16 protein-coding genes and 1 rRNA gene are annotated in these 19,727 nt (G+C 56.7%); 13 read left to right on the plus strand and 4 right to left on the minus strand.

Annotation, left to right across the window (positions count from 1 at the left end):
• Positions 1-3 precede the first annotated feature (3 nt).
• On the minus strand, positions 4-918 hold the full coding sequence (locus O3A94_10460; protein ID MDA1356677.1) for a methyltransferase domain-containing protein: 915 nt from the start codon (positions 916-918) through the stop codon (positions 4-6).
• Between the two features lie 83 nt (positions 919-1,001).
• Between O3A94_10460 and O3A94_10465 the strand changes: the two genes are divergently transcribed.
• From O3A94_10465 to O3A94_10475, 3 genes are read left to right on the plus strand one after another with little or no spacing between them, the layout of a single operon-like run.
• The gene (locus tag O3A94_10465) at positions 1,002-1,760 is read left to right on the plus strand and encodes a ComF family protein (GenBank protein ID MDA1356678.1); all 759 of its coding nucleotides are present in this window, start codon (positions 1,002-1,004) and stop codon (positions 1,758-1,760) included.
• 33 nt (positions 1,761-1,793) lie between these two features.
• Entirely contained in the window at positions 1,794-2,051 is a 258-nt protein-coding gene (grxC, locus tag O3A94_10470) for a glutaredoxin 3 (protein ID MDA1356679.1), read from the plus strand.
• Positions 2,048-2,902, plus strand: coding sequence for a carbon-nitrogen hydrolase family protein (locus O3A94_10475; GenBank protein ID MDA1356680.1), 855 nt, complete (start codon positions 2,048-2,050; stop codon positions 2,900-2,902). Before grxC ends, O3A94_10475 begins: the two co-directional genes overlap by 4 nt.
• A 4-nt stretch (positions 2,903-2,906) precedes the next feature.
• Here the strand turns inward: O3A94_10475 and O3A94_10480 are convergent, their stop codons facing one another.
• Positions 2,907-3,443 (minus strand): class I SAM-dependent methyltransferase, encoded by a 537-nt coding sequence (locus O3A94_10480; GenBank protein ID MDA1356681.1) that lies wholly within the window; start codon positions 3,441-3,443, stop codon positions 2,907-2,909.
• A gap of 85 nt (positions 3,444-3,528) precedes the next feature.
• On the opposite strand from O3A94_10480, the gene O3A94_10485 reads away from it, so the two are divergent.
• The gene (locus O3A94_10485) at positions 3,529-4,011 is read left to right on the plus strand and encodes a DUF1178 family protein (GenBank protein MDA1356682.1); all 483 of its coding nucleotides are present in this window, start codon (positions 3,529-3,531) and stop codon (positions 4,009-4,011) included.
• Here O3A94_10485 and ubiG read toward each other — a convergent pair.
• On the minus strand, positions 4,008-4,772 hold the full coding sequence (gene ubiG, locus O3A94_10490) for a bifunctional 2-polyprenyl-6-hydroxyphenol methylase/3-demethylubiquinol 3-O-methyltransferase UbiG (protein ID MDA1356683.1): 765 nt from the start codon (positions 4,770-4,772) through the stop codon (positions 4,008-4,010). The genes O3A94_10485 and ubiG overlap by 4 nt on opposite strands.
• Positions 4,773-4,889: 117 nt before the next feature.
• On the opposite strand from ubiG, the gene O3A94_10495 reads away from it, so the two are divergent.
• The 8 genes from O3A94_10495 to clpB all read left to right on the plus strand — a co-directional run bounded on the left by O3A94_10495 (position 4,890) and on the right by clpB (position 15,650).
• Positions 4,890-6,137 (plus strand): aspartate kinase, encoded by a 1,248-nt coding sequence (locus tag O3A94_10495; protein ID MDA1356684.1) that lies wholly within the window; start codon positions 4,890-4,892, stop codon positions 6,135-6,137.
• Positions 6,112-7,179, plus strand: coding sequence for a nitronate monooxygenase (locus tag O3A94_10500; GenBank protein ID MDA1356685.1), 1,068 nt, complete (start codon positions 6,112-6,114; stop codon positions 7,177-7,179). Before O3A94_10495 ends, O3A94_10500 begins: the two co-directional genes overlap by 26 nt.
• Positions 7,180-7,492: 313 nt before the next feature.
• Entirely contained in the window at positions 7,493-8,782 is a 1,290-nt protein-coding gene (locus tag O3A94_10505; protein MDA1356686.1) for a DUF4115 domain-containing protein, read from the plus strand.
• Positions 8,783-8,903: 121 nt separating this feature from the next.
• Positions 8,904-10,148: a histidine--tRNA ligase gene (hisS, locus tag O3A94_10510; protein MDA1356687.1), complete on the plus strand. Its 1,245-nt coding sequence runs from the start codon at positions 8,904-8,906 to the stop codon at positions 10,146-10,148.
• 23 nt (positions 10,149-10,171) lie between these two features.
• A complete protein-coding gene (prfA, locus tag O3A94_10515) occupies positions 10,172-11,248 on the plus strand; it encodes a peptide chain release factor 1 (GenBank protein MDA1356688.1) in 1,077 nt (358 codons plus the stop codon).
• Between the two features lie 5 nt (positions 11,249-11,253).
• On the plus strand, positions 11,254-12,114 hold the full coding sequence (gene prmC / locus O3A94_10520) for a peptide chain release factor N(5)-glutamine methyltransferase (GenBank protein MDA1356689.1): 861 nt from the start codon (positions 11,254-11,256) through the stop codon (positions 12,112-12,114).
• A 254-nt stretch (positions 12,115-12,368) separates the two neighbouring features.
• Complete coding sequence (locus O3A94_10525) at positions 12,369-12,836, plus strand: DUF4167 domain-containing protein (protein MDA1356690.1); 468 nt, start codon at positions 12,369-12,371, stop codon at positions 12,834-12,836.
• Positions 12,837-13,046: 210 nt separating this feature from the next.
• Positions 13,047-15,650, plus strand: a complete 2,604-nt coding sequence (gene clpB / locus O3A94_10530; protein ID MDA1356691.1) for an ATP-dependent chaperone ClpB — start codon at positions 13,047-13,049, stop codon at positions 15,648-15,650.
• 173 nt (positions 15,651-15,823) lie between these two features.
• Here clpB and O3A94_10535 read toward each other — a convergent pair whose 3' ends face one another.
• Positions 15,824-18,487 carry a peptidoglycan DD-metalloendopeptidase family protein gene (locus O3A94_10535; GenBank protein MDA1356692.1) on the minus strand — a complete coding sequence of 888 codons (2,664 nt, stop codon included), beginning with the start codon at positions 18,485-18,487 and terminating at the stop codon, positions 15,824-15,826.
• An 897-nt stretch (positions 18,488-19,384) separates the two neighbouring features.
• Here O3A94_10535 and O3A94_10540 point away from each other — a divergent pair.
• Positions 19,385-19,727 (plus strand): 16S ribosomal RNA (locus O3A94_10540); the annotation flags it as partial.

Raw genomic sequence — 19,727 nt, forward strand, 5'->3', positions numbered from 1 at the left:
CCGTTAGTCGGGCACCTGCTGGTCACTCAGCGCCGTCTTCAAGCTGACTTCGCCGGAGCCTGGTTTGAGCGGCTGTTGTTGGCTTTCATGCGGGCACCAGCCGGCGAGATACAGCACTTGAAATGTCGCCGGGATACGGCCGCTGTCGTCGCCGAACATCTGGCGGTAATGCTCAACTGCGGCCAACATGGTGCCCCGGCGTGTGAAGCCCATGCGGCGTTCTCGCAGAACATTGCTCTCTCCCATGCCACGTAGTTCTCGCATCAGGGCGAGCGCATCGGGGTAACTGACATTTATCGTATCGCTGTCGACGACTGGAAGCGCAAAGCCGGCGCGTTGCAAAAGCGCGCCCAGATCGCGAATTTCGACGAAGGGCGCAATTCTCGGGCTAATTCCGCCTTCGACTTCACTTTCCGCCCGGGTCAACGATTGACGGAGTTCAGTCAGGCTGTCACCACCGAAGATGGCGCCAAGAAACAGTCCGTCTGGGCGAAGCGCGCGGCGAATTTGAATAAGCGCCCCCGGCAGGTCATTGACCCAATGGAGACTGAGCGCGCTGATGACGAGATCGAGCGACGCGGCGGCAAAAGGCAACCACTCTTCGTCCGCGACGACACGATTGGACCCTGAACTACTTGCGACCATGGCCGGAGAGAGGTCGCATTGGATGAGACGCTCTATGCCGTTTAGACCGGATAATTCGGCTGCCAGGCAATCACCTCGGCAACCCAATTCCACAGCTAAGGGAAAGCGCCGTTTAATATCTCCAAGGCGCTCGGCGAGCCTTGCTGAGACTTCCTGGGCCAGAAAGGAATGAGCAGCAAAGTTAGCCGCTACGCGATCGCGCCGCCGGCGCAATTGTGCGCGGTCGAACGGGCCTTTCTCGCCGCCTGGGCTGCCTGAAGTTGCCGTATTCATGGCTGCTATATGACATGTGCAGGCACAGTCGGCAAAGTGATATGGCCGTTGACCTGGCCGCTGTCGGGAGTTTGATTCTGGATATGGCTCGAAACGCAACATTCGGCTATGTCGTGCGCACGCTGATGCGGGGCGGCATGAACATGGTTCTGCCGCCGCATTGTGGGGCCTGCGACGCGCCGGTCGACGTGCCGGGGCGACTGTGCGCCGAATGTTGGAGTAAGGTCAGCTTTATCGTGGCACCCTATTGCGCTTGTTGCGGCACGCCCTTCGAAATCGAGGCCGAAGCCGGTGCTGTCTGCGCCGCGTGCTACCGCACGCCGCCGATTTATCGCCGCGCCCGCGCTGCGATTCTCTATCGCAGCGTTGGCCGCGATCTCCTTCTCGCTTTGAAAATGGCTGACCGTACCTGGATCGCGCCGGCTCTTGGCAGCTGGATGTCGCGCGCCGGCGCGGAGCTGCTACAGGACGCAGATTTAATTGTGCCCGTGCCACTTCATCGTTGGCGGCTTCTGGCGCGGCGCTTCAACCAATCGGCACTTTTGGCGGCGACGGTAAGCCGAGATTCGGGCACGGCGTGGATTCCCGATTTACTGGTCCGCGCCCGCGCCACGAAGTCTCAGGCGAGACTCAGTGCAAACTTGAGGCGCACAAATGTTAAAGGCGCGTTCCGTCTGCGCAAGCGCCATGCCGATCGGGTGCGAGGCAAAACTATCCTCCTGGTGGACGATGTTATTACCACCGGTGCGACGGTAGAGGCGTGCGTGCAGGCGCTACTCCGCGGCGGCGCTGCGGGAGTTGACGTATTGACCCTTGCGCGAACCCTGGATCGTTCTACATGATGAAGCTAGAAACCAAAGCGAAGGGGTGCGAACTTGCCCGAAGTTATTCTTTATACAACGCCATTTTGTCCGTATTGCCATCGAGCGAAGCGATTGCTTGAGAACAAAGGCGTGGCATTCACTGATATCGGTGTGATGGGCAAACCCGAATTGCGCCGCGAGATGGAGGCGCTCTCGGGCGGCTACACGGTGCCGCAAATACTCATCGATGGAGAACCGATTGGCGGCTCCGACGAGCTGGCTGCACTTGAACGAGCAGGGAGATTAGACGGCATGTTGGGGCTGTCATGACAACCAAAGTGCGGGTGGCCTGCGTTCAACCAAGCAGCGGCCAGGATATGGCGGAGAATTTGCGCAGCGCTTGCGAGTTGGTCCGCGCGGCGGAAGGCGAGGGCGCCAAACTTATCGCCTTGCCCGAAAATGTGGCGCTGATGGATCACCGCACTGAGGAGGTTCACGCGCAGTCAGCGGCGCCCGATAAGCATCCGGCGATCTCCGCGTTCGCCGACATCGCGCGTGAAACCGGAGTCTGGATCGTTGCTGGCTCCGTTGGCGCGCGTACATCCGACGGGCGGGTCGCCAACTGCTCAATTCTCATTGACGGCGACGGCGCCATCGTCGCCCGATACGACAAAATTCATATGTTCGATGTTGATCTGCCGAACGGCGAGATCTACCGCGAATCCGACGCCTTCCGTGCCGGCAATGATGCTGTCATCGCCCAAACGCCATGGGGCGGGCTCGGCATGAGTATCTGCTATGATCTTCGCTTTCCGCATCTTTACCGCGCTCTTGCCCATGGCGGTGCGCATATCATTTCAATTCCGGCCGCGTTTACCAAGGTAACTGGCGAAGCGGTATGGCATGTGTTGAACCGCGCCCGCGCCATTGAGAGCGCCGCGTTTGTAATTTCGCCCTGCATGTGGGGAAGTCACTCAGGCGGACGGACAACGTTCGGCCACTCGCTGATTGTCGACCCCTGGGGCACAGTACTGGCAGATGCCGGTGAAGGCGTGGGTTATGTGACGGTCGAGATCGATTTGGACGAGGTTGCCAAGGCGCGCGCCGCTATTCCGGCCCTCCGGCATGACCGTGATTTCAATATTCCATCGGACGATAGGAAAGCGATTCGGGCAGTCTAGTAATTTACGCGGGTTTGCGCGCGCAAATCCGCTGCACGGCAGCTGGTTTGGGTTCTTCGATGATTAAGTCCTCATAGGCGAGGATGACCAGGCCGGCGAAAACGCTGGACAGAAGCTCGCCGCGATTCAACAAGTAAGCAGGATTTCTGGGGCGACCAAAATTCTCGTTTCCCGCCGCGAAGGTTTCGTAAAGCAACAACCCGCCGGGCGTCAAAGCGGCAAGAATCTCCGGAAACAGTGGACGGTGAAGATAGTTGGTTACCACGATGGCAGCGAACTGACGGCCAGAAAACGGCCAGGCGCCATTCTCGAGATCAGCTGCGACAATTTCCATTCTGGCTTCTTCCTGAATGTCCGCCAGCGCCGAAACATCGATATCGCAAGCCGTGACTTGAAGGCCGTGACGCAGCAGGAATAGGCTGTGACGGCCGCCACCGCACGCGAGGTCCAGCACCGACCCGCGCGGCTCGATTTCGCCGGCAAAACGGGTGATCCAGGATGAGGGCGCGCCGCGCCCTTGGGCACCGTTGTGTTTGCTCATCGTATTGTGGACGCTTGATTTCGTACCAATTTAAGATACTTAGTGAAGCTCGATCGGAGCTTAAGATGGTATTGGATCAATTGCGATGATTGTCTTTGACGTGAAATGCGCGCAGGAGCACGTATTCGAAGCGTGGTTTGCCGATTCCGATACAAGTACCCGGCAGATTTCGGGCGGCAAGGTGGCGTGTCCAATTTGCGGCGACCACAAGGTCGCAAAGGCGCCAATGGCGCCGAATATTCCGGCTGGTACCGGGCGTGGCCGGGGTCGGGGCGGCGAACCCGTTCATGCAAAGACGGCTAACGCGGCGCCAGGCGCGGCGATGGCGCCGCCAACACCAGAACAAATGGGCGAGGCCATCAAAACATTGCGTAAGATGCGCGAAGTGGTCGAAAAGAACTTCGACAATGTTGGCGAGCGCTTTCCTGAAGAAGCACGCAAAATTCACCATGGCGAAGTTGAAAAGCGGAATATTTACGGCGACGCCAGCAGGGAAGAAGCGCAGGAACTTCAGGAAGAGGGTATCGAGATCAGCCAGATGCCTTGGGTGCCACGGCACGATTCTTAAGTTTCGCTTTTTACTCCAGAGGCAATGTAATTCACCGAGAGTTTTTGGCTGAGTACCCAGTCGCGTGTCAGCGGGTCGTAGGTAAGGCCGCTGACGTCTTGAATGGCGATGCCGTGTCGACGTAGCGGCGCCACAAGTTCAGAGGGGCGGACAAATTTTGACCATTTGTGCATGCCAGGTGGAAGCCACCGCAAAATGTGCTCGGCCGCAACAATGGCAAGTAGATAGGACGCGGCGGTCCTATTGAGGGTGGCGGCGAAAAACATTCCGCCGGGTCGCACCAAGTGCGAGCTTGCGGCGAGAAAACTACCTAAATCCGCCACATGCTCGACCACTTCGAGCGTCAGCACGCCGTCAAATTGAATGTTTTCATCGGCCAGCTCTTCGGCGCTGATGTGGCGGTAGTCGATGTTTAACCCAGATTGATCTGCGTGTAGCCGCGCCGCTTCGATGGCATCTCCGCCGGCGTCGATTGCCGTGACTGCAGCGCCTAAACGCGCCAAAGGTTCAGCGATCAGCCCACCACCGCAACCGATATCCAGCAGACGCAAGCCGGCGAGCGGGCGCTCGTTTCTTATGTCGCGCTCATATCGTTGGCAGAGGTGGTCGCGTATGTAGGTAAGGCGCGGAATGTTGAGAGAATGAAGCGCACGGAAGGGCCCATCAGGCTGCCACCAATTCTCAGACAGTGCGGCGAATCGCGCGATCTCTTGTTCGTCGATGCTGGCGTGCTCTGGCGCCGCTCTGTTTTTTTGTGTCATGCGTTCTCCGCCTGCTTGCTTGCGTGATTCTAACACAGTATGTATACGCGCCCTTCGCTCCATAACCAGGATGAACGAGGCGCGCCCCTCCCCTTGCCGGGCGCCAAAGTAAATTTAATGGCGTTAATTGTACAAAAATTCGGTGGGACTTCCGTGTCCCATTTAGGGCCAATCCGCCGTGTTGCGCGCCGGGTCAAGGCCGAGTTGGATGCCGGCAATCAAGTGGCCGTCGTGGTTTCCGCAATGGCCGGTGTGACCGACCAGCTCGTGGGATGGGTGCAGGATATTTCGCCTAAAGGCAGCCGCGCGGAATATGACGTCGTGGTGTCGAGCGGCGAACAGGTAACCAGCGGTTTGGTGGCGCTCGCCCTGCAGCAATTGGGTGTTGAGGCGCGCTCTTGGATGGGCTGGCAATTGCCGGTACGCACCAATGGCAACCACAGTCGCGCCCTCATCCACGAAATAGAGACGGGCGAAATAAGGCAATTAATGGCGGCGGGTGGCGTTCCCGTGGTGGCGGGATTTCAGGGGCTGTCGCCAGACGGCCGGGTGACGACGGTCGGCCGCGGCGGTTCGGATACGCTTGCGGTCGCGCTTGCGGCGGCGCTCGGCGCCGACCGCTGCGATCTCTATTCTGATGTCACCGGCGTCTTTACCGCCGATCCGTGGATCGTCAATAATGCGCGCAAGCTTGACAAGATCACGTACGAGGAGATGCTCGAACTAGCCTCATTGGGGGCCAAGGTCTTGGACCCTCGGGCGGTGCGGATGGCGCTTCGCCATCGTGTGCCGATTCAGGTGTTGTCGAGTTTCGCCGATTTGCCGGGAACGTTGGTCGAAGGAACAATCATTACGGACGTGTGGGGCATGCAGTTAGAAAACGACGAAACCCAAAATATGGTTACCGGGATCGCCTACAGCCGCGATGATGCCAAGATTACGGTCGTGCGGGTACCGGACAAGCCGGGTGTGGCTGCCAATATTCTGGCGCCGCTTTCTGAGGCCAATATCAATATCGACATGATCGTGCAAAATATTTCACATAACGGGAAGGCGACAGATATCACTTTCACCGTTGCCCGCGGCGATGCGGCGCGCGCCATCGAAGCGTTGAACAAATTGCAGAGCGAGCTGGAATTTGAACGGCTGTTGAGCGATACCGAAGTGGCCAAGGTTTCGGTTATCGGAGTTGGCATGCAAAGCCATGCTGGTGTCGCGCAAACAATGTTCACCGCTCTCGCCGAGAACAATATCAACATCCAAGTGATATCGACGTCGGAAATAAAAACCAGTGTTTTGATCGCAGAGGAACATACGGAGCTCGCTGTGCGCGCTCTGCATGCTGCCTACCGACTGGATGAATAAAGACAGCGCTCTTGTTGCTGCGCGCGCCGAGCTAGATGAATTATCCGCCAGTGGGCGTGCGTTTCTCGGCGTCCGCCATGCCATTTTAGGCGGTGCGATGTCCTGGTTATCCGAGCGCCATTTGGTTTCGGCGACTTCAAATTGTGGCGCTTTCGGCGTTATCGCGACCGGTTCGATGAGCCCCGACCAATTGCGCGAAGAGATCAGGCAAACTTTCGCGCTTACCGACAAGCCATTTGGCGTCAATGTGATCATCATGCATCCTGAAATCGATGCGTTGTTGCAGGTCTGCATCGACGAGGGGATTGGACATGTTGTTCTAGCAGGCGGCATGCCGCCGCGCTCCGCAACGGACCCACTAAAAGAATCCAACATCAAAACTATCGCCTTCGCACCGACTCTGCCGGTGGCCAAGAAGCTGATGCGTCAAGGCGTCGATGCGTTCATCATCGAAGGCATGGAGGCGGGTGGCCATACTGGCCCCGTGTCGACCAGCGTTCTATGCCAGGAAATTCTCCCCCATCTGCGCGAAGTTCCCGTGTTTGTCGGTGGCGGTATTGGGCGCGGCGATGCCATCGCCCTGTATATGGAAATGGGTGCTGCGGGGTGCCAAATTGGCACGCGCTTTGTTTGCGCAACCGAGTCCATCGCACATGGAAATTTCAAAAAAATTATCCTTCATGCCAAGGCGCGCGACGCGCAACTCTCAGTGCAGCTGGATCCGGATTTTCCGGTAATTCCCGTGCGGGCTCTCGCCAACAAGGCGACTGAGCAATTTTTCGCGGCCCAGCGCGACGCGATCGCGCGCTATCGTGCCGGCGAATTGGACCAGAAAGAAGCGCAACTTGTTATTGAACATTTTTGGGCAGGCTCGTTGCGCCGGGCGGTCATCGATGGCGATATCGAACATGGCTCGCTAATGGCCGGGCAGAGCGTCGGTATGGTCGATCGTGAGCAGCCCGTCGCAGATATCGTCGAAGAGTTAATTAGCCAAGCAACCGAGGTTCTCGCCACGCGAATCGGGCGATTATCCACGGGATAGAGATTTATGGGGAAAGTTTGGGGAAAGCGTCGCCACAATTGGGGCGCGCAATATTAATTGCGCCCCGCACGGGCCGGTGTTATTTTAATGAAATGCCGTTAAGACAAGGCTTTGGGCTGCGCTTTGCGGTTTCAGCATGAGGATTGGCTGAGCCCGGCTTAAAGCAAAACGGTAATCGGCGGCGAGGCGGATCCTAAATTGCTTGGGAAACGCCAGTTGGCGTTTGTCATGTATGAGTTATCGAACCGTGAATTCAAGACTTAGCCGGTAAGGTGCCTGTTTTACATGCTGGTTGAAGCGATGAGGCGGCGGAATGTTACAGCGAAGAGGGGTTGAACCTCTCGAACCGCAATTGGGCAGTGACCCTCTATTACATCGGGCTGGCGGTGAAACCGCCGGCGAATTGCCGAGCCTCTGTGCTGATTTAAAGCGGGCCCGCATGACTGCGGGTTATGAATTGACGGACATCGCTTCGGCACTGCGAATCCGTCTGGTCTATCTTGAAGCATTGGAAGAAGGGCGCTTTGGCGATTTGCCGGGCACGACCTACGCCACCGGATTCCTACGCAGCTATTGTGAATATCTTAGACTCGACTCCGAAGAGATGGTTGAACGCCTCAAGCGCGAAACGACATCCGGGACTGTTCGGCGCGATCTAACGTTTCCGGTGCCGCCCAAAGAAGGCAGAAATCCAAAACCGTGGTTGGTATTGATAGTTTTGCTGTTAGCGGGCCTCGCCTATGGTGGCTGGTATGTTTATTCAACAGAAGGTCAAATCGCGACAAATCTCGTTTCAGACGTGTCTAACAAATTGACCGAGGCAGCCGGGCTGTCGAACGATGAAGACGTGATGGCGGCGGTCGCAACGGAGGCAGTTGCTACCGAGGACGAGGCAGGCGAAGCGCAATCGTCGGTTTCAAGCAAAGCAGCACCAACTGAGGCCGGCATCGAGAAATTTGTGAACAGCGAGCAAAATATAAGCACAACGCCGGAAGCTGTATCCGTACAAACGGATGTGGTGGGGGCGGAAGCGGGCGCAGCTCTTACGTCGCCTGACGTGGCGCGCGACGCTGCATCATCAACCACCAATTCTCGACCGCTGAGAAGTGATTCTCTTTGGGACAACGCCGCCCGCAGTCAGCCCGACGCATCGGCAGCCACTTTGGAATCGGCTCTTCCGCAGAGCGGGGAAGCTGTGCCCATCATTCGAAACGCAAATGCACAGTCGATGGAAGGTGAAGACTCCGAAGAATTTGATGTGGCTTCGTCTTCGTCTGATGCCACTGACATGCCGGCCCGTCGGCCCAGTATTTTTGGTGAAGAAAACGCAGATTTCAGAATTGCTATCAGGGCGACCGCCGATAGTTGGGTGGAAATTCAGGGTCCCAACAATGAGCTGTTGTTAACGCGAATTTTGCGCACCGGCGAAATATATCAAGTGCCAAATCGTTCGGGCTTGATCATGGTGACTGGCAATGCAGGCGCTTTAGAGGTGCGTGTGGATGGCGCTGTCGTTGATGCGCTGGGCCCTATTGGCGTAGTTCGGCGCAACGTGTCCTTAGACCCGGAAACTTTGGTTGCTGGTTCGGAAGCAGACCATTAGCGATTTATTCTGAGCTTTCGGGTTGGCGAATTTGCCCCGGTTAAATTTACGGACGCCGATACGGGCAGCAGTGATTCGCTGGCGCAGGAATTAACTCGCCATTCTCTGAACGGAGATTCAATTGCCTAAATTGCAGCCAGTTCGCGGCACTCATGATGTGTTGCCGGATGAGAGCAGAGCACATCGACATGTCCAAGAGGCAGCCCGAGCGGCCGCAGACCTCTATGGCTATCAAGAGATGTCGACGCCGATATTTGAATTTACCGAGGTGTTCAAGAGAACATTGGGTGACAGCTCCGATATCGTCACCAAAGAGATGTATACGTTTGAAGATAGAGGCGGCGATTGGATTACCCTCAGGCCTGAAAACACTGCGGGTGTGGCGCGTGCGGTGATCAGTGGTGGTCTCAGCCAGAGTCTTCCGCTGAAGTATTTTTATGGCGGCCCCATGTTTCGCTACGAGCGGCCGCAAAAGGGACGGTTGCGGCAGTTTCATCAAATTGGCGTGGAGTTGTTGGGCATTTCGGAGGCGATGGGTGATGTGGAAATCATCGCTCTTGGCGCACATGTCCTAAAAGCCCTCGGCGTAGCCAGCTTAGTCAAGCTTGAGTTAAATACGTTGGGTGACAGCGAAAGCCGCGAGAATTACCGCGCCAGTCTAGTGAAATATTTCACAGCGCATCTCAACGACCTCTCAGAGGAAAGCCGCGTCAGGCTCGAAAAAAATCCGTTGCGCATCCTGGATTCGAAAGATGAAGGCGATCGCCATGTCGTCACTGAGGCGCCAAAAATGTCGGATTATTTGAACCCGCTATCTCGTGAATTTTTTGACACGGTGTGTGCTGGCCTCGACTCCCTCGGCATTGACTACGAACTCAATCCGCATTTGGTGCGTGGCCTCGATTACTACTGCCATAGCGCTTTTGAGTTCACCACCTCAGCACTGGGTGCACAAGGCGCGGTGCTAGCCGGCGGGCGCTATGATGGCTTGATCGAGACGATGGGTGGCCCGCCCACACCCGGAGTGGGTTGGGCCGCCGGCATCGAGCGGCTAGCCATGTTGGTTGGTGATGTCGCTGCCGAAGGCAATACCATTGCGGTGGTGCCGATCGGATCAGAAATGGAGTCAGCGGCGTTCATCTTGACGCAGCAATTGCGCGAAGCGGGATTTCGCACGGATATGGCCTTTCGTGGCAACATGTCCAAGCGTCTTAAACGGGCGAATCGATTGGGCGCCGTCTGCGCAGTTATTCTTGGCGAAGAAGAGGCGGGCAGAAATAGCGTTATGCTCCGCGACCTCGGTTCCGGCGATCAGCAGGAAGTTACCAAGGAAAATCTGCACGCGCATCTAAAGCGCTACTGCTGAATATCGCTGATGGAGCGCACTTGGTGAATTTGGATGAGCGCCTCGACGCTATCGTCGCTCGGCTAGACGAGTTGTCCGATTTATTGTCCGGACAGAGCAATATGTCGAGTGATGAGTTGGTTCGTCTCTCGAAGGAATATTCTGAGCTCAAACCAGTGATCAGTGCCATTAAGGCGCTGCGAGCAGGCGAGTCCGAGGCCGCTGATCTGGCGGAAATGATCGCTGACAAGGACACTGACGGCGATATGCGGGCGCTGGCTGAAGAGGAATTCAAGGCCCTCAAGATAAAAATACCAAAGCTCGATGGGAAGCTAAAACTTCTCCTGCTGCCCAAAGATGAGGCCGACGAAAAAAGTGCCATCCTGGAGATCCGCGCAGGCACCGGGGGCGATGAGGCGGCGCTGTTCGCGGCCAATTTGATGCGCATGTACCAGCGATATGCCGAAGAGAAGAAGTGGCGCGGCGAAGTCATTTCATTGTCGGAAACCGGCATCGGCGGCGTCAAGGAAGTGATCATGGAGATCGGCGGACGCGGGGCATTTGCCCGCCTAAAATATGAATCGGGTGTTCATCGGGTGCAACGCGTGCCTGAGACCGAGGCGAATGGCCGCATCCACACTTCGGCTGCCACCGTAGCTGTGCTGCCGGAGGCGCAAGAGGTCGACCTGGTGATCGAGGACAAGGATCTCAGGGTCGATGTGTACCGGGCGTCAGGTCCTGGGGGCCAGAGCGTCAATACGACCGACAGCGCCGTTCGCCTGACCCATTTGCCGACAGGTATCGTGGTCACTCAGCAAGATGAGAAATCGCAACATAAGAACCGCGCCAAGGCGCTCAAAGTGTTGCGCGCTCGGCTTTACGATCACGAGCGCCGGCTGCTAGATGCGGAACGTGCAGAGACCCGCCGCGGCCAAGTCGGCTCCGGTGATCGCTCGGAGCGCATTCGCACCTATAATTTTCCGCAAGCGAGGGTCACCGACCACCGCATTAATTTGACACTTTATAAGCTCGACAAGATTTTGAGCGGCGAGGCGTTAGACGAAATCATCGATGAATTGCTCAATGACGAACAAACGCGCCGTCTGGCGCAAACTGATTGAGCGAAGTGGTGGCCACGGTAGAAGAGGCCTTGCGGCAAGTCGCGTCTCTCCTACAGGGAGGCGGAATCGAGCAGCCCCGGCACGAGGCCAGAATTCTTCTTCGTCACGTCACGGGTCTGTCGCGCGAGCGATTGCTGCTCTGTCATCGGAGCGAGATCGAAGAACCCGCGCTGACCGAGCTGATCGGGCTGGCGCGGCGCCGGCGCGCGCGCGAGCCAATTGCCTATCTCATCGGCGAGCGGGAATTCTGGGGACTCTCTTTTGAAGTTACTCGCGATACACTGATCCCTCGCCCGGACAGCGAAACATTGATCGAAGCGGTGCTTCACTTCACGAATCAGGCTGGGCATGAATGCCCGCGCATTCTCGATTTCGGAATCGGGAGCGGCTGTCTATTGGTTTCGCTGCTGACGGAAATACCATTGGCCATGGGCTTCGGCGTGGACCGCAGTTTTGCTGCGTTAACGGTCGCCCGGCGCAACGCGGCGCGCCACGATGTATCGACACGGGTCCATTTTGTTGCAGGCTCATGGGGAGATGCTTTGGCGCCGCCGTTCGACCTTATTATTGCCAACCCGCCCTATGTCGCGGCCGGCGAACGGGCTGCGATAATGCCGGACGTTAGAGACTATGAGCCCGCCGAGGCTCTCTTCGCCGGCCCACGCGGAGACGAGGCGTACCGCGCGTTAGCGCCTGAATTTTCCCGCCTGCTGACCCCGGCCGGGCGCGTATTTGTTGAATTCGGCGCCGGTATGGCAGAGGAGGCCGCGGCTATTATTTGCAGCTCCGGCTTGTTCGAATGCGAACGGCGGAAGGATTTGGCTGGTATCGAGCGTTGCGGTGTTTTTGAGTTGGCTGGCACTTAACAATAGTGGCGCGAAAGAATTGGTTAACAGACAACCACTTGAACATGCATTGGAAAAATAGGGGTTGAAAACTAAGTAATCCTAGCTAGGGTCAAGTTGGCTGTGGCGTACGCGGATGTGAAAGCGTCCATCGTTACCACCCCACTTCCAGCCGCACAGGCCGGGAACTAGTCCCAATATTTAAATAATATCGCCGCAAGTTCGTGGCGTTGTGGGCGAACAAATCGTTCGAACTGATAAAATGAGACATTAATATGAAGCCAGTTCAGCCAACGAAGCGTCCGCGAGGTCACCGCGGAAACGGGCGCCGCCCGAACGGCGGACGCAACTCAAATTTCGAAAGTAGTGGCCCGCAAGGTAAAATTCGCGGCACTGCGTTTCAGGTGATCGAAAAATATCAGGCAATGGGACGCGACGCGCTGACCTTTGGAGATCGAGTGGCAGCGGAAAACTATTTCCAGCATGCGGAACATTATTACCGCGTGATGGTGGCCAGCGGTGGTTTAGAGCAACGAAGCGTTCGCCCCCAAGGTCAGCCTCAGAATCGGCATCCGGAACAGGAGAGCGAGTTTCAAGCTCCTCAACCTGTCGGGGCAGAAGGCGCCGATCAAGAGGAACTGTCGGACGGTGAGCGCACGGGCGCTGCAGACGAGCAGGAACAACATTTGTCTGGCGAGGAAAACGATCTGAATAATTCTGAGTCGGACGCTCCAGTCGCCTAAACCGGCATATATTCTCGCCATCAACCCGAATGCGATTGAGCGAGAATCCCGGAATTAAGGATTTTACTGCGCGCACACCCTTGCGAGGCGCTTTCCAATTCCCATATTGAATTCATAGTTATTGTCTGAACAGGCGCCCAGGTTTCAAAGTTACGAGTGCGGTAAGAATACCGGCTCATGAAGCGCGGCGGCCAATCGGAGTAGGGCAGCATGGATTTCGAAAATTACACGGAACGTTCGAGTGGTTTTGTACAGTCAGCGCAAGGGCTGGCAGTGCGAAGCGGCCACCAACGGTTTACCCCCGAGCACCTCCTGAAAGTCATTCTCGAAGATAAGGAGGGCTTGGCTGCAAATCTAATTCGCGCCGCAGGCGGCCGCCCAGAAGACGCTCTTCGAGACGTCAACGTCGCACTCGATAAGTTGCCAAAAGTCGAAGGTGATGGAGCAGGGCAGGTGTATCTTGCGCCTGAGACCGCGCGCCTGTTTGAGGGCGCCCGGGAAATCGCAAAAAAATCCGGCGATAGCTTCGTCACGGTCGAACGTTTGTTGCTGGCTCTGACGTTGGCGACTGGAACGCCGTCGGGGACAATCCTGGCCGAGGCGGGTTTGACCGCTCAGGCACTGAATTCCGCCATCAACGATTTGCGCAAAGGGCGTACCGCCCAGAGTGCCAGCGCCGAGGATTCTTTCGAGGCCTTAAAGAAATTTGCCCGCGACCTGACGGAAGCGGCGCGTGAAGGCAAGCTTGACCCGGTGATTGGACGCGATGAAGAGATCCGGCGCACCATTCAAGTTCTGTCGCGTAGAACCAAGAACAATCCAGTCTTGATTGGCGAGCCCGGTGTGGGCAAGACCGCGATCGTTGAGGGGCTAGCGCTTAGGATCGTCAATGGCGATGTCCCCGAATCACTCAAAGAAAAGAAGCTGTTGATGCTCGATCTCGGCGCTCTCATTGCCGGCGCGAAATTTCGCGGCGAGTTCGAGGAGAGGCTGAAGGCGGTATTGTCCGAGGTAACGGCGTCCAACGGTGAAATCGTTCTGTTCATAGACGAAATGCACACCATTGTCGGCGCGGGCGCGGCAGAGGGTTCGATGGATGCATCGAACCTGCTCAAGCCGGCCTTGGCGCGCGGCGAGTTGCATTGCGTCGGCGCCACGACCTTGGATGAATATCGCAAACATGTAGAAAAGGACGCCGCATTGGCGCGCCGTTTCCAACCGGTGTTCGTTGCGGAGCCGAATGTCGAGGATACAATCTCGATCTTGCGTGGCTTGAAGGAAAAGTATGAGGTGCATCACGGTGTACGAATTTCCGATAGCGCTTTGGTGGCGGCGGCGACGCTCTCCAACCGCTATATCACGGACCGCTTTTTGCCGGACAAGGCCATCGACCTGATGGATGAAGCGGCAAGCCGCTTACGCATGGAACTCGACAGCAAGCCAGAAGAGCTCGATGAACTAGACAGACGCATCATTCAGCTCAAAATCGAGCGTGAGGCGCTGAAAAAGGAAAAGGATTCCGCCTCGGCGGATAGGCTCGAGAATTTGGAAGAAGAACTATTCGAATTGGAGGGTCGCTCGACCGAGCTAGCCGCAGTGTGGCAGGCCGACAAGGATCGGTTGGCTGGGGGGCAGAAAATTAAAGAGCAGCTCGACGCCGCGCGGAGCGAGTTTGAAATCGCCCAGCGCAATGGCGACCTGGCGCGTGCCGGAGAGTTGTCATATGGCGTAATCCCGGAATTTGAGCGCAAGCTGGTCGAACTTGAAGTTGGCGAAAAAGAACGCATGTTGAACGAAGCGGTCGGCGAACAACAGATCGCCTCCGTGGTCGCGCGCTGGAGCGGAATTCCGGTTGAGAAAATGCTCGAGGGGGAGCGTGAAAAACTGATTCACATGGAGGATGGCCTGCGCCATCGGTTGGTTGGCCAGGACGAGGCCGTGATTGCCGTGAGCAACGCTGTCCGGCGAGCACGTGCCGGCCTTCAGGACAGCGACCGGCCGATCGGCTCCTTCATGTTCCTTGGCCCCACAGGCGTGGGCAAGACCGAACTCGCAAAAGCATTGGCCGAGTTCATGTTTGACGATGAAAACGCGATCCTGCGAATCGACATGTCCGAATATATGGAGAAACACTCGGTCGCCCGTCTACTGGGGGCACCGCCCGGGTATGTCGGCTATGAAGAAGGCGGCGTTCTGGCCGAAACCGTGCGCCGTCGGCCTTATCAGGTCGTTCTCTTCGATGAGATGGAAAAGGCGCATCCCGACGTCTTCAATGTTTTGTTACAGATGCTAGATGATGGACGCCTGACGGACGGTCAGGGCCGCACGGTGGATTTTCGCAATACCGTGATCATCATGACGTCGAATTTGGGCGCCGAACTTTTGGCGGCACAGCCGGACGGTGAGGAATCGGAAGCCGTGCGCGAACCAGTTATGGAAATCGTCCGCACCGCATTCAGGCCGGAATTTCTCAACCGGTTGGACGAAATCATACTTTTCCATCGTCTCAGCCGCGAGAATATGGACGCCATTGTCGACATCCAGGTCGCCGGATTGGCGGCGCGGATGGCCGAGCGCAAACTCACGCTTGAGCTTTTGCCGGCGGCCCGCTCTTGGCTCGCCGAGACGGCCTATGACCCGGTGTATGGCGCCCGGCCGCTCAAGCGTGTCATCCAGCGCTATTTGCAGGATCCGATCGCCAATCTCATTCTCGAGGGTAAGGTGACGGATGGTCAAATCATTCGCGCCGCACCCGGCGAAATTGGATTGAGCATCGTGGTGGGAAATTCCGAAGAGGCCTTGAGCGCCGCTTAGAGTAATTCAGCAATCCTCAACGTGGTACGGCCTTTCTCCGCAGCCGGGAAGAAGGGTCGGATGAGAGAAGAGAGCAAACCGCGCCAAAGCGCCCCAAGTTCACCCCGTCTCTTCATCTGCTCTTGCCCTCGAGTAAGAGAGATTTAACTTTTACGGTGTGAATTCCCGATTTTTTATTGGCTGGCTATTTTTTGGGCGCTTGGGACTTCAGCTATCAAGACACGGATCTTACGCACCTGTTGCTCGAACTGAGCTAGCTCCGTGCCCGCGAGTTTTTGCCCAGTCGGAAGTTTAAGACGGCGTGGATTCATCTGCGTGCCGCCGCGCAAAACTTCGTAATGCAGATGCGGGCCGGTCGAGCGGCCGGTGGTGCCCACATAACCGATGGTTTGGCCCTGACGCACGCGCTTGCCGGCCCTGATGCCACGGGCAAAGCCCTTCATATGAGCATAGGCGGTTTGATAAGTTCCGTTGTGGCGAATGCGGATATAGTTGCCGTAGGAGCCGTTGCGGCCAGCGAGCTCAATGACGCCATCGCCTGCAGCGACGATGGCCGTGCCCCGCGGCGCCGAGAAATCCAGCCCACGATGCATCTTGTTATAGCCGAGCACCGGATGGCGCCGCATGCCGTAGCCGGAAGATAGGCTGGCGCCATTGATAGGCGTCAGCATCAGAGCCTTGCGCGCGCTCTGTCCTTTGATGTTGAAGTAATCAACTGGACCGTTTCCGGGCTCATGGCGGTAAAGGCCGATCAAATTGCCGTTCACACTCAGAGCTGCAAAAAGAACCGGGCCGAGCGCCACGGTTTCGCCATCGTCGTTCAATAGGTTTTCGTAGAGAACTTCAAATTTGTCGCCTTTTTGAATCTCACGCTGAAAATCGACATCAAAACTGAATATTTGCACCATTTCCATCAGGATACTGATCGGCAACCCAGCTTCCGTCGCCGCATCGTAAAGGCTGGTTTGAATGACGCCCTCGGCTTTTTCCAGCCGGCGTACCAAATCGCGGGCGATTTCGCTGGCGTGAAAACGGTCGTCGTCCTGGCGGGCTACCAATATGTCGCGGTCGGGAGCGACATCCAGAGCAATTTCTGCGAGCCGCAGTGCCGGTGCCTCATTCTCATCCACCATGGGTTCGAATGCGAGTGTCAGGGTTTGCCCTATTTGCAGACTGCGCGGGTTGTGTACGGTGCGAAAAGCCGCAATGGCCGCTTCTGCATCCCCGGCAGCGCTTCCGGCTTTGGTGAGCGCCACGAACAAAGTATCTCCCTTGCCGATCATGACGGCCTTGCGGGTGAAACCGTCCGCAGCGGCTTGTTTCTTTTGCGAGGCTGGGAACGAAAGGGCGTTCTTGGCGTTCGTCGCGCTGTTTAGAAGCGGCCACACACGAGCAGGGTCGGCAATCAATTCTTGCTCCGCCGGCGCCGCAGCGGCAATCATTGCACCCTTCATCGCCTGGCCTTGACCCGGGCGTGGCGTTAATTGAGCGCTGCTATTTGTGTTGGCTTTTCCGTCCGGCTGGCTCTTAGCGGCTATGTCGGTGCGCGTTGTAAAATTGGGTTCGGTGACTTTAGCCGAGGTGAAATTCTTAGCACCAGTTCTTAGAACTTCGATGTGACGATCCTTGCCAATTTTGATGCTGAATCCTTCTAGCGTAAGGGCGCCAGAATTGTCGGCGCGCGTGGCAAAAGTAATTTGTTGGCCTTCGCGCAGACGGCGCGGATTAAACAAATTACCCAAAGCGCGAATAGCGCGATCCGCTTCGTGGCGGTCGATGCCTTCGCTGCGCAGAATTGCCATCAGCGTGTCGCCCCGGTCCACCAGGATCGTCACGGCATTGATATTCCCCTCGATTTGCATGACTTCGGCCGCGGGCGTTTGGTTTCTTGGCGCGGTCGCGGATTGCTGACCCTCCCGAGTCTGCGCATCCGGTTCACCTAGAACGGTCGTCTCTGTCATTGGTGCACTTGAGTTTGGCTTAGCCGCCGGCGTTTTGGCGGCCGGCGAGATATCAGCCAAACTATCGATGGGCGCGCGCGCGAGCCCGCTGGTAAATCGGCCAGAGGGTCCGCGCTGGATTGTGGCATGGCGCATACCGCTTATCGCGATCGATAGGCCCTGTAACTCCGGATTGCCCTTATCGTTTTCGGTGACGATCACATAAATGAACTGTCCTTCGCGCAGCCGTCTGGGGTCAAAAACTTCTGTGAGGACGCTGACTGCCTGATAGGCCTCGGCTGGAGCGACGTGTTGCGCCGTCAGCAGGCCCATTAACGTCGCACCCTTGGTGACCCGCAGTTTATGGCGCTCACCTGCGACAGGCCGTGAAATGGTGTCGGCCGGTATAATACTGTTGTCAATCGCATCTGCAAGCGCCAGCGTAGGCAGGCGGTGAGCGGAGAAGCCGTCATTTCCGTCGCGACGCGCCTGAACGACGCCGCCACTTTTTATGTGAACCGCCACACCGATTAGGGTCAACTTCCCGTCGGAACGTGTCGCGCCTTGTAAAATCGATATTTTTTGACCGACACGCAATTTCTTGGGATTGAACAGGGTACCGAGCGCTTTCGTCGCACGGTCTATATCGCGCCCTTGGAAATTCATTGCGTGCAGCATATTGCCAATCGTACTTCCAGAGCGCGCCACAAGCGTGATGACGCCACCTTCGCGATGCTGGTCAGCAGCGTCGATTTCTTGCGACCAGCGCTGGCTGGTGCGCCGCGCGCGGTATTTTTCGTCGGCGCCGCGTGACACTTCTACAAAGCGGTTGGTGGTGAGTTGGACAGAGAATAGGGTCAGCTGCGTGGCCTCACCATGGCCAGATTCAAATCGCATTATAATGTGTTGGCCGACGCGGAGCTTTCTGGGATCGAAGAGCTTCTTAAGAGCCTGAACAGCGGCGGCTGCGTTTCTCTGCGTCGCGCCGGCTGATTTGAGCAATTCGATCAGCGTGTCGCCTTTTCGGACGCTCTGTCTGATAACGCTATCGGTCGAATTTCCGTTTTGAGACGCCGCCGCGTGTGCAGGAGAGAAGCCTAGTTTGCCATTAGACGGCGAAACCGTACCAAACGCGGAGGCGGTGAGTATGAGAGCGCAAGTGATCGCAGCACGCGCCACCCAAATCCTATCCAGATGTCGCATTATATTGATATCATTACCTTAAATCTGAGGTCGCTGAGCGAAACAGATTAGTTTTGTTGAAACATTATAGCGCCCCAGGCCCGAGCCCGGCTCGTAAACCGAACTATTCCTAGATTGATTAACCATGCTTTTGTAACAGAATTTTGTCAATAATTTCTTACACTTCACGCGTTTTTTTCAACTTTGCACATGTTTTTGTCTCCTACTATCCCAGAACTCCGGACTGATGGCCGGTCCGGTTTATCAAGTTGCCTAATTCTAGTGTCGTCTACGCGTGAGATTGCGGATTGTATGAACCAGAAACTTTTTGGCTAGAGTCAGCGAGTAAATCTTGACTTTGATCGGGGCGGGGCGTAATAACCCACCACGCGTCACGGACCGCAAGGGCCGTGGCGCGAACTGCTCTTTGACATTGTGAATTGGAAGAGATGCGTGGGCGGCGTTGATTTGACGCTGCCGACGCAAATGGTTCGATGCGTCTTGGTTTAAGGCGGTTGCTTTGGGCGAAGGCGCAGCGAGCGTGCGTTTGCGTGGGAACACGTTAATTCACCTCGGAATCAGTTCTTCGGAATTGGTGAAGAGGCGAACATTCAACTTGAGAGTTTGATCCTGGCTCAGGACGAACGCTGGCGGCAGGCCTAACACATGCAAGTCGAACGAGAAGTTATCCTTCGGGATAGCGGGCAGTGGCGAACGGGTGAGTAACGCGTGGGAACCTGCCCTTCGGTACGGGACAACCATGGGAAACGGTGGCTAATACCGTATATTCCCTATGGGGGAAAGATTTATCGCCGAGGGATGGGCCCGCGTCCGATTAGCTTGTTGGTGAGGTAATGGCTCACCAAGGCTTCGATCGGTAGCTGGTCTGAGAGGATGATCAGCCACACTGGGACTGAGATACGGCCCAGACTCCTACGGGAGGCAGCAGTGGGGA

The organism is Pseudomonadota bacterium, from assembly GCA_027624955.1.
Lineage (GTDB): Bacteria > Pseudomonadota > Alphaproteobacteria > UBA828 > UBA828 > PTKB01.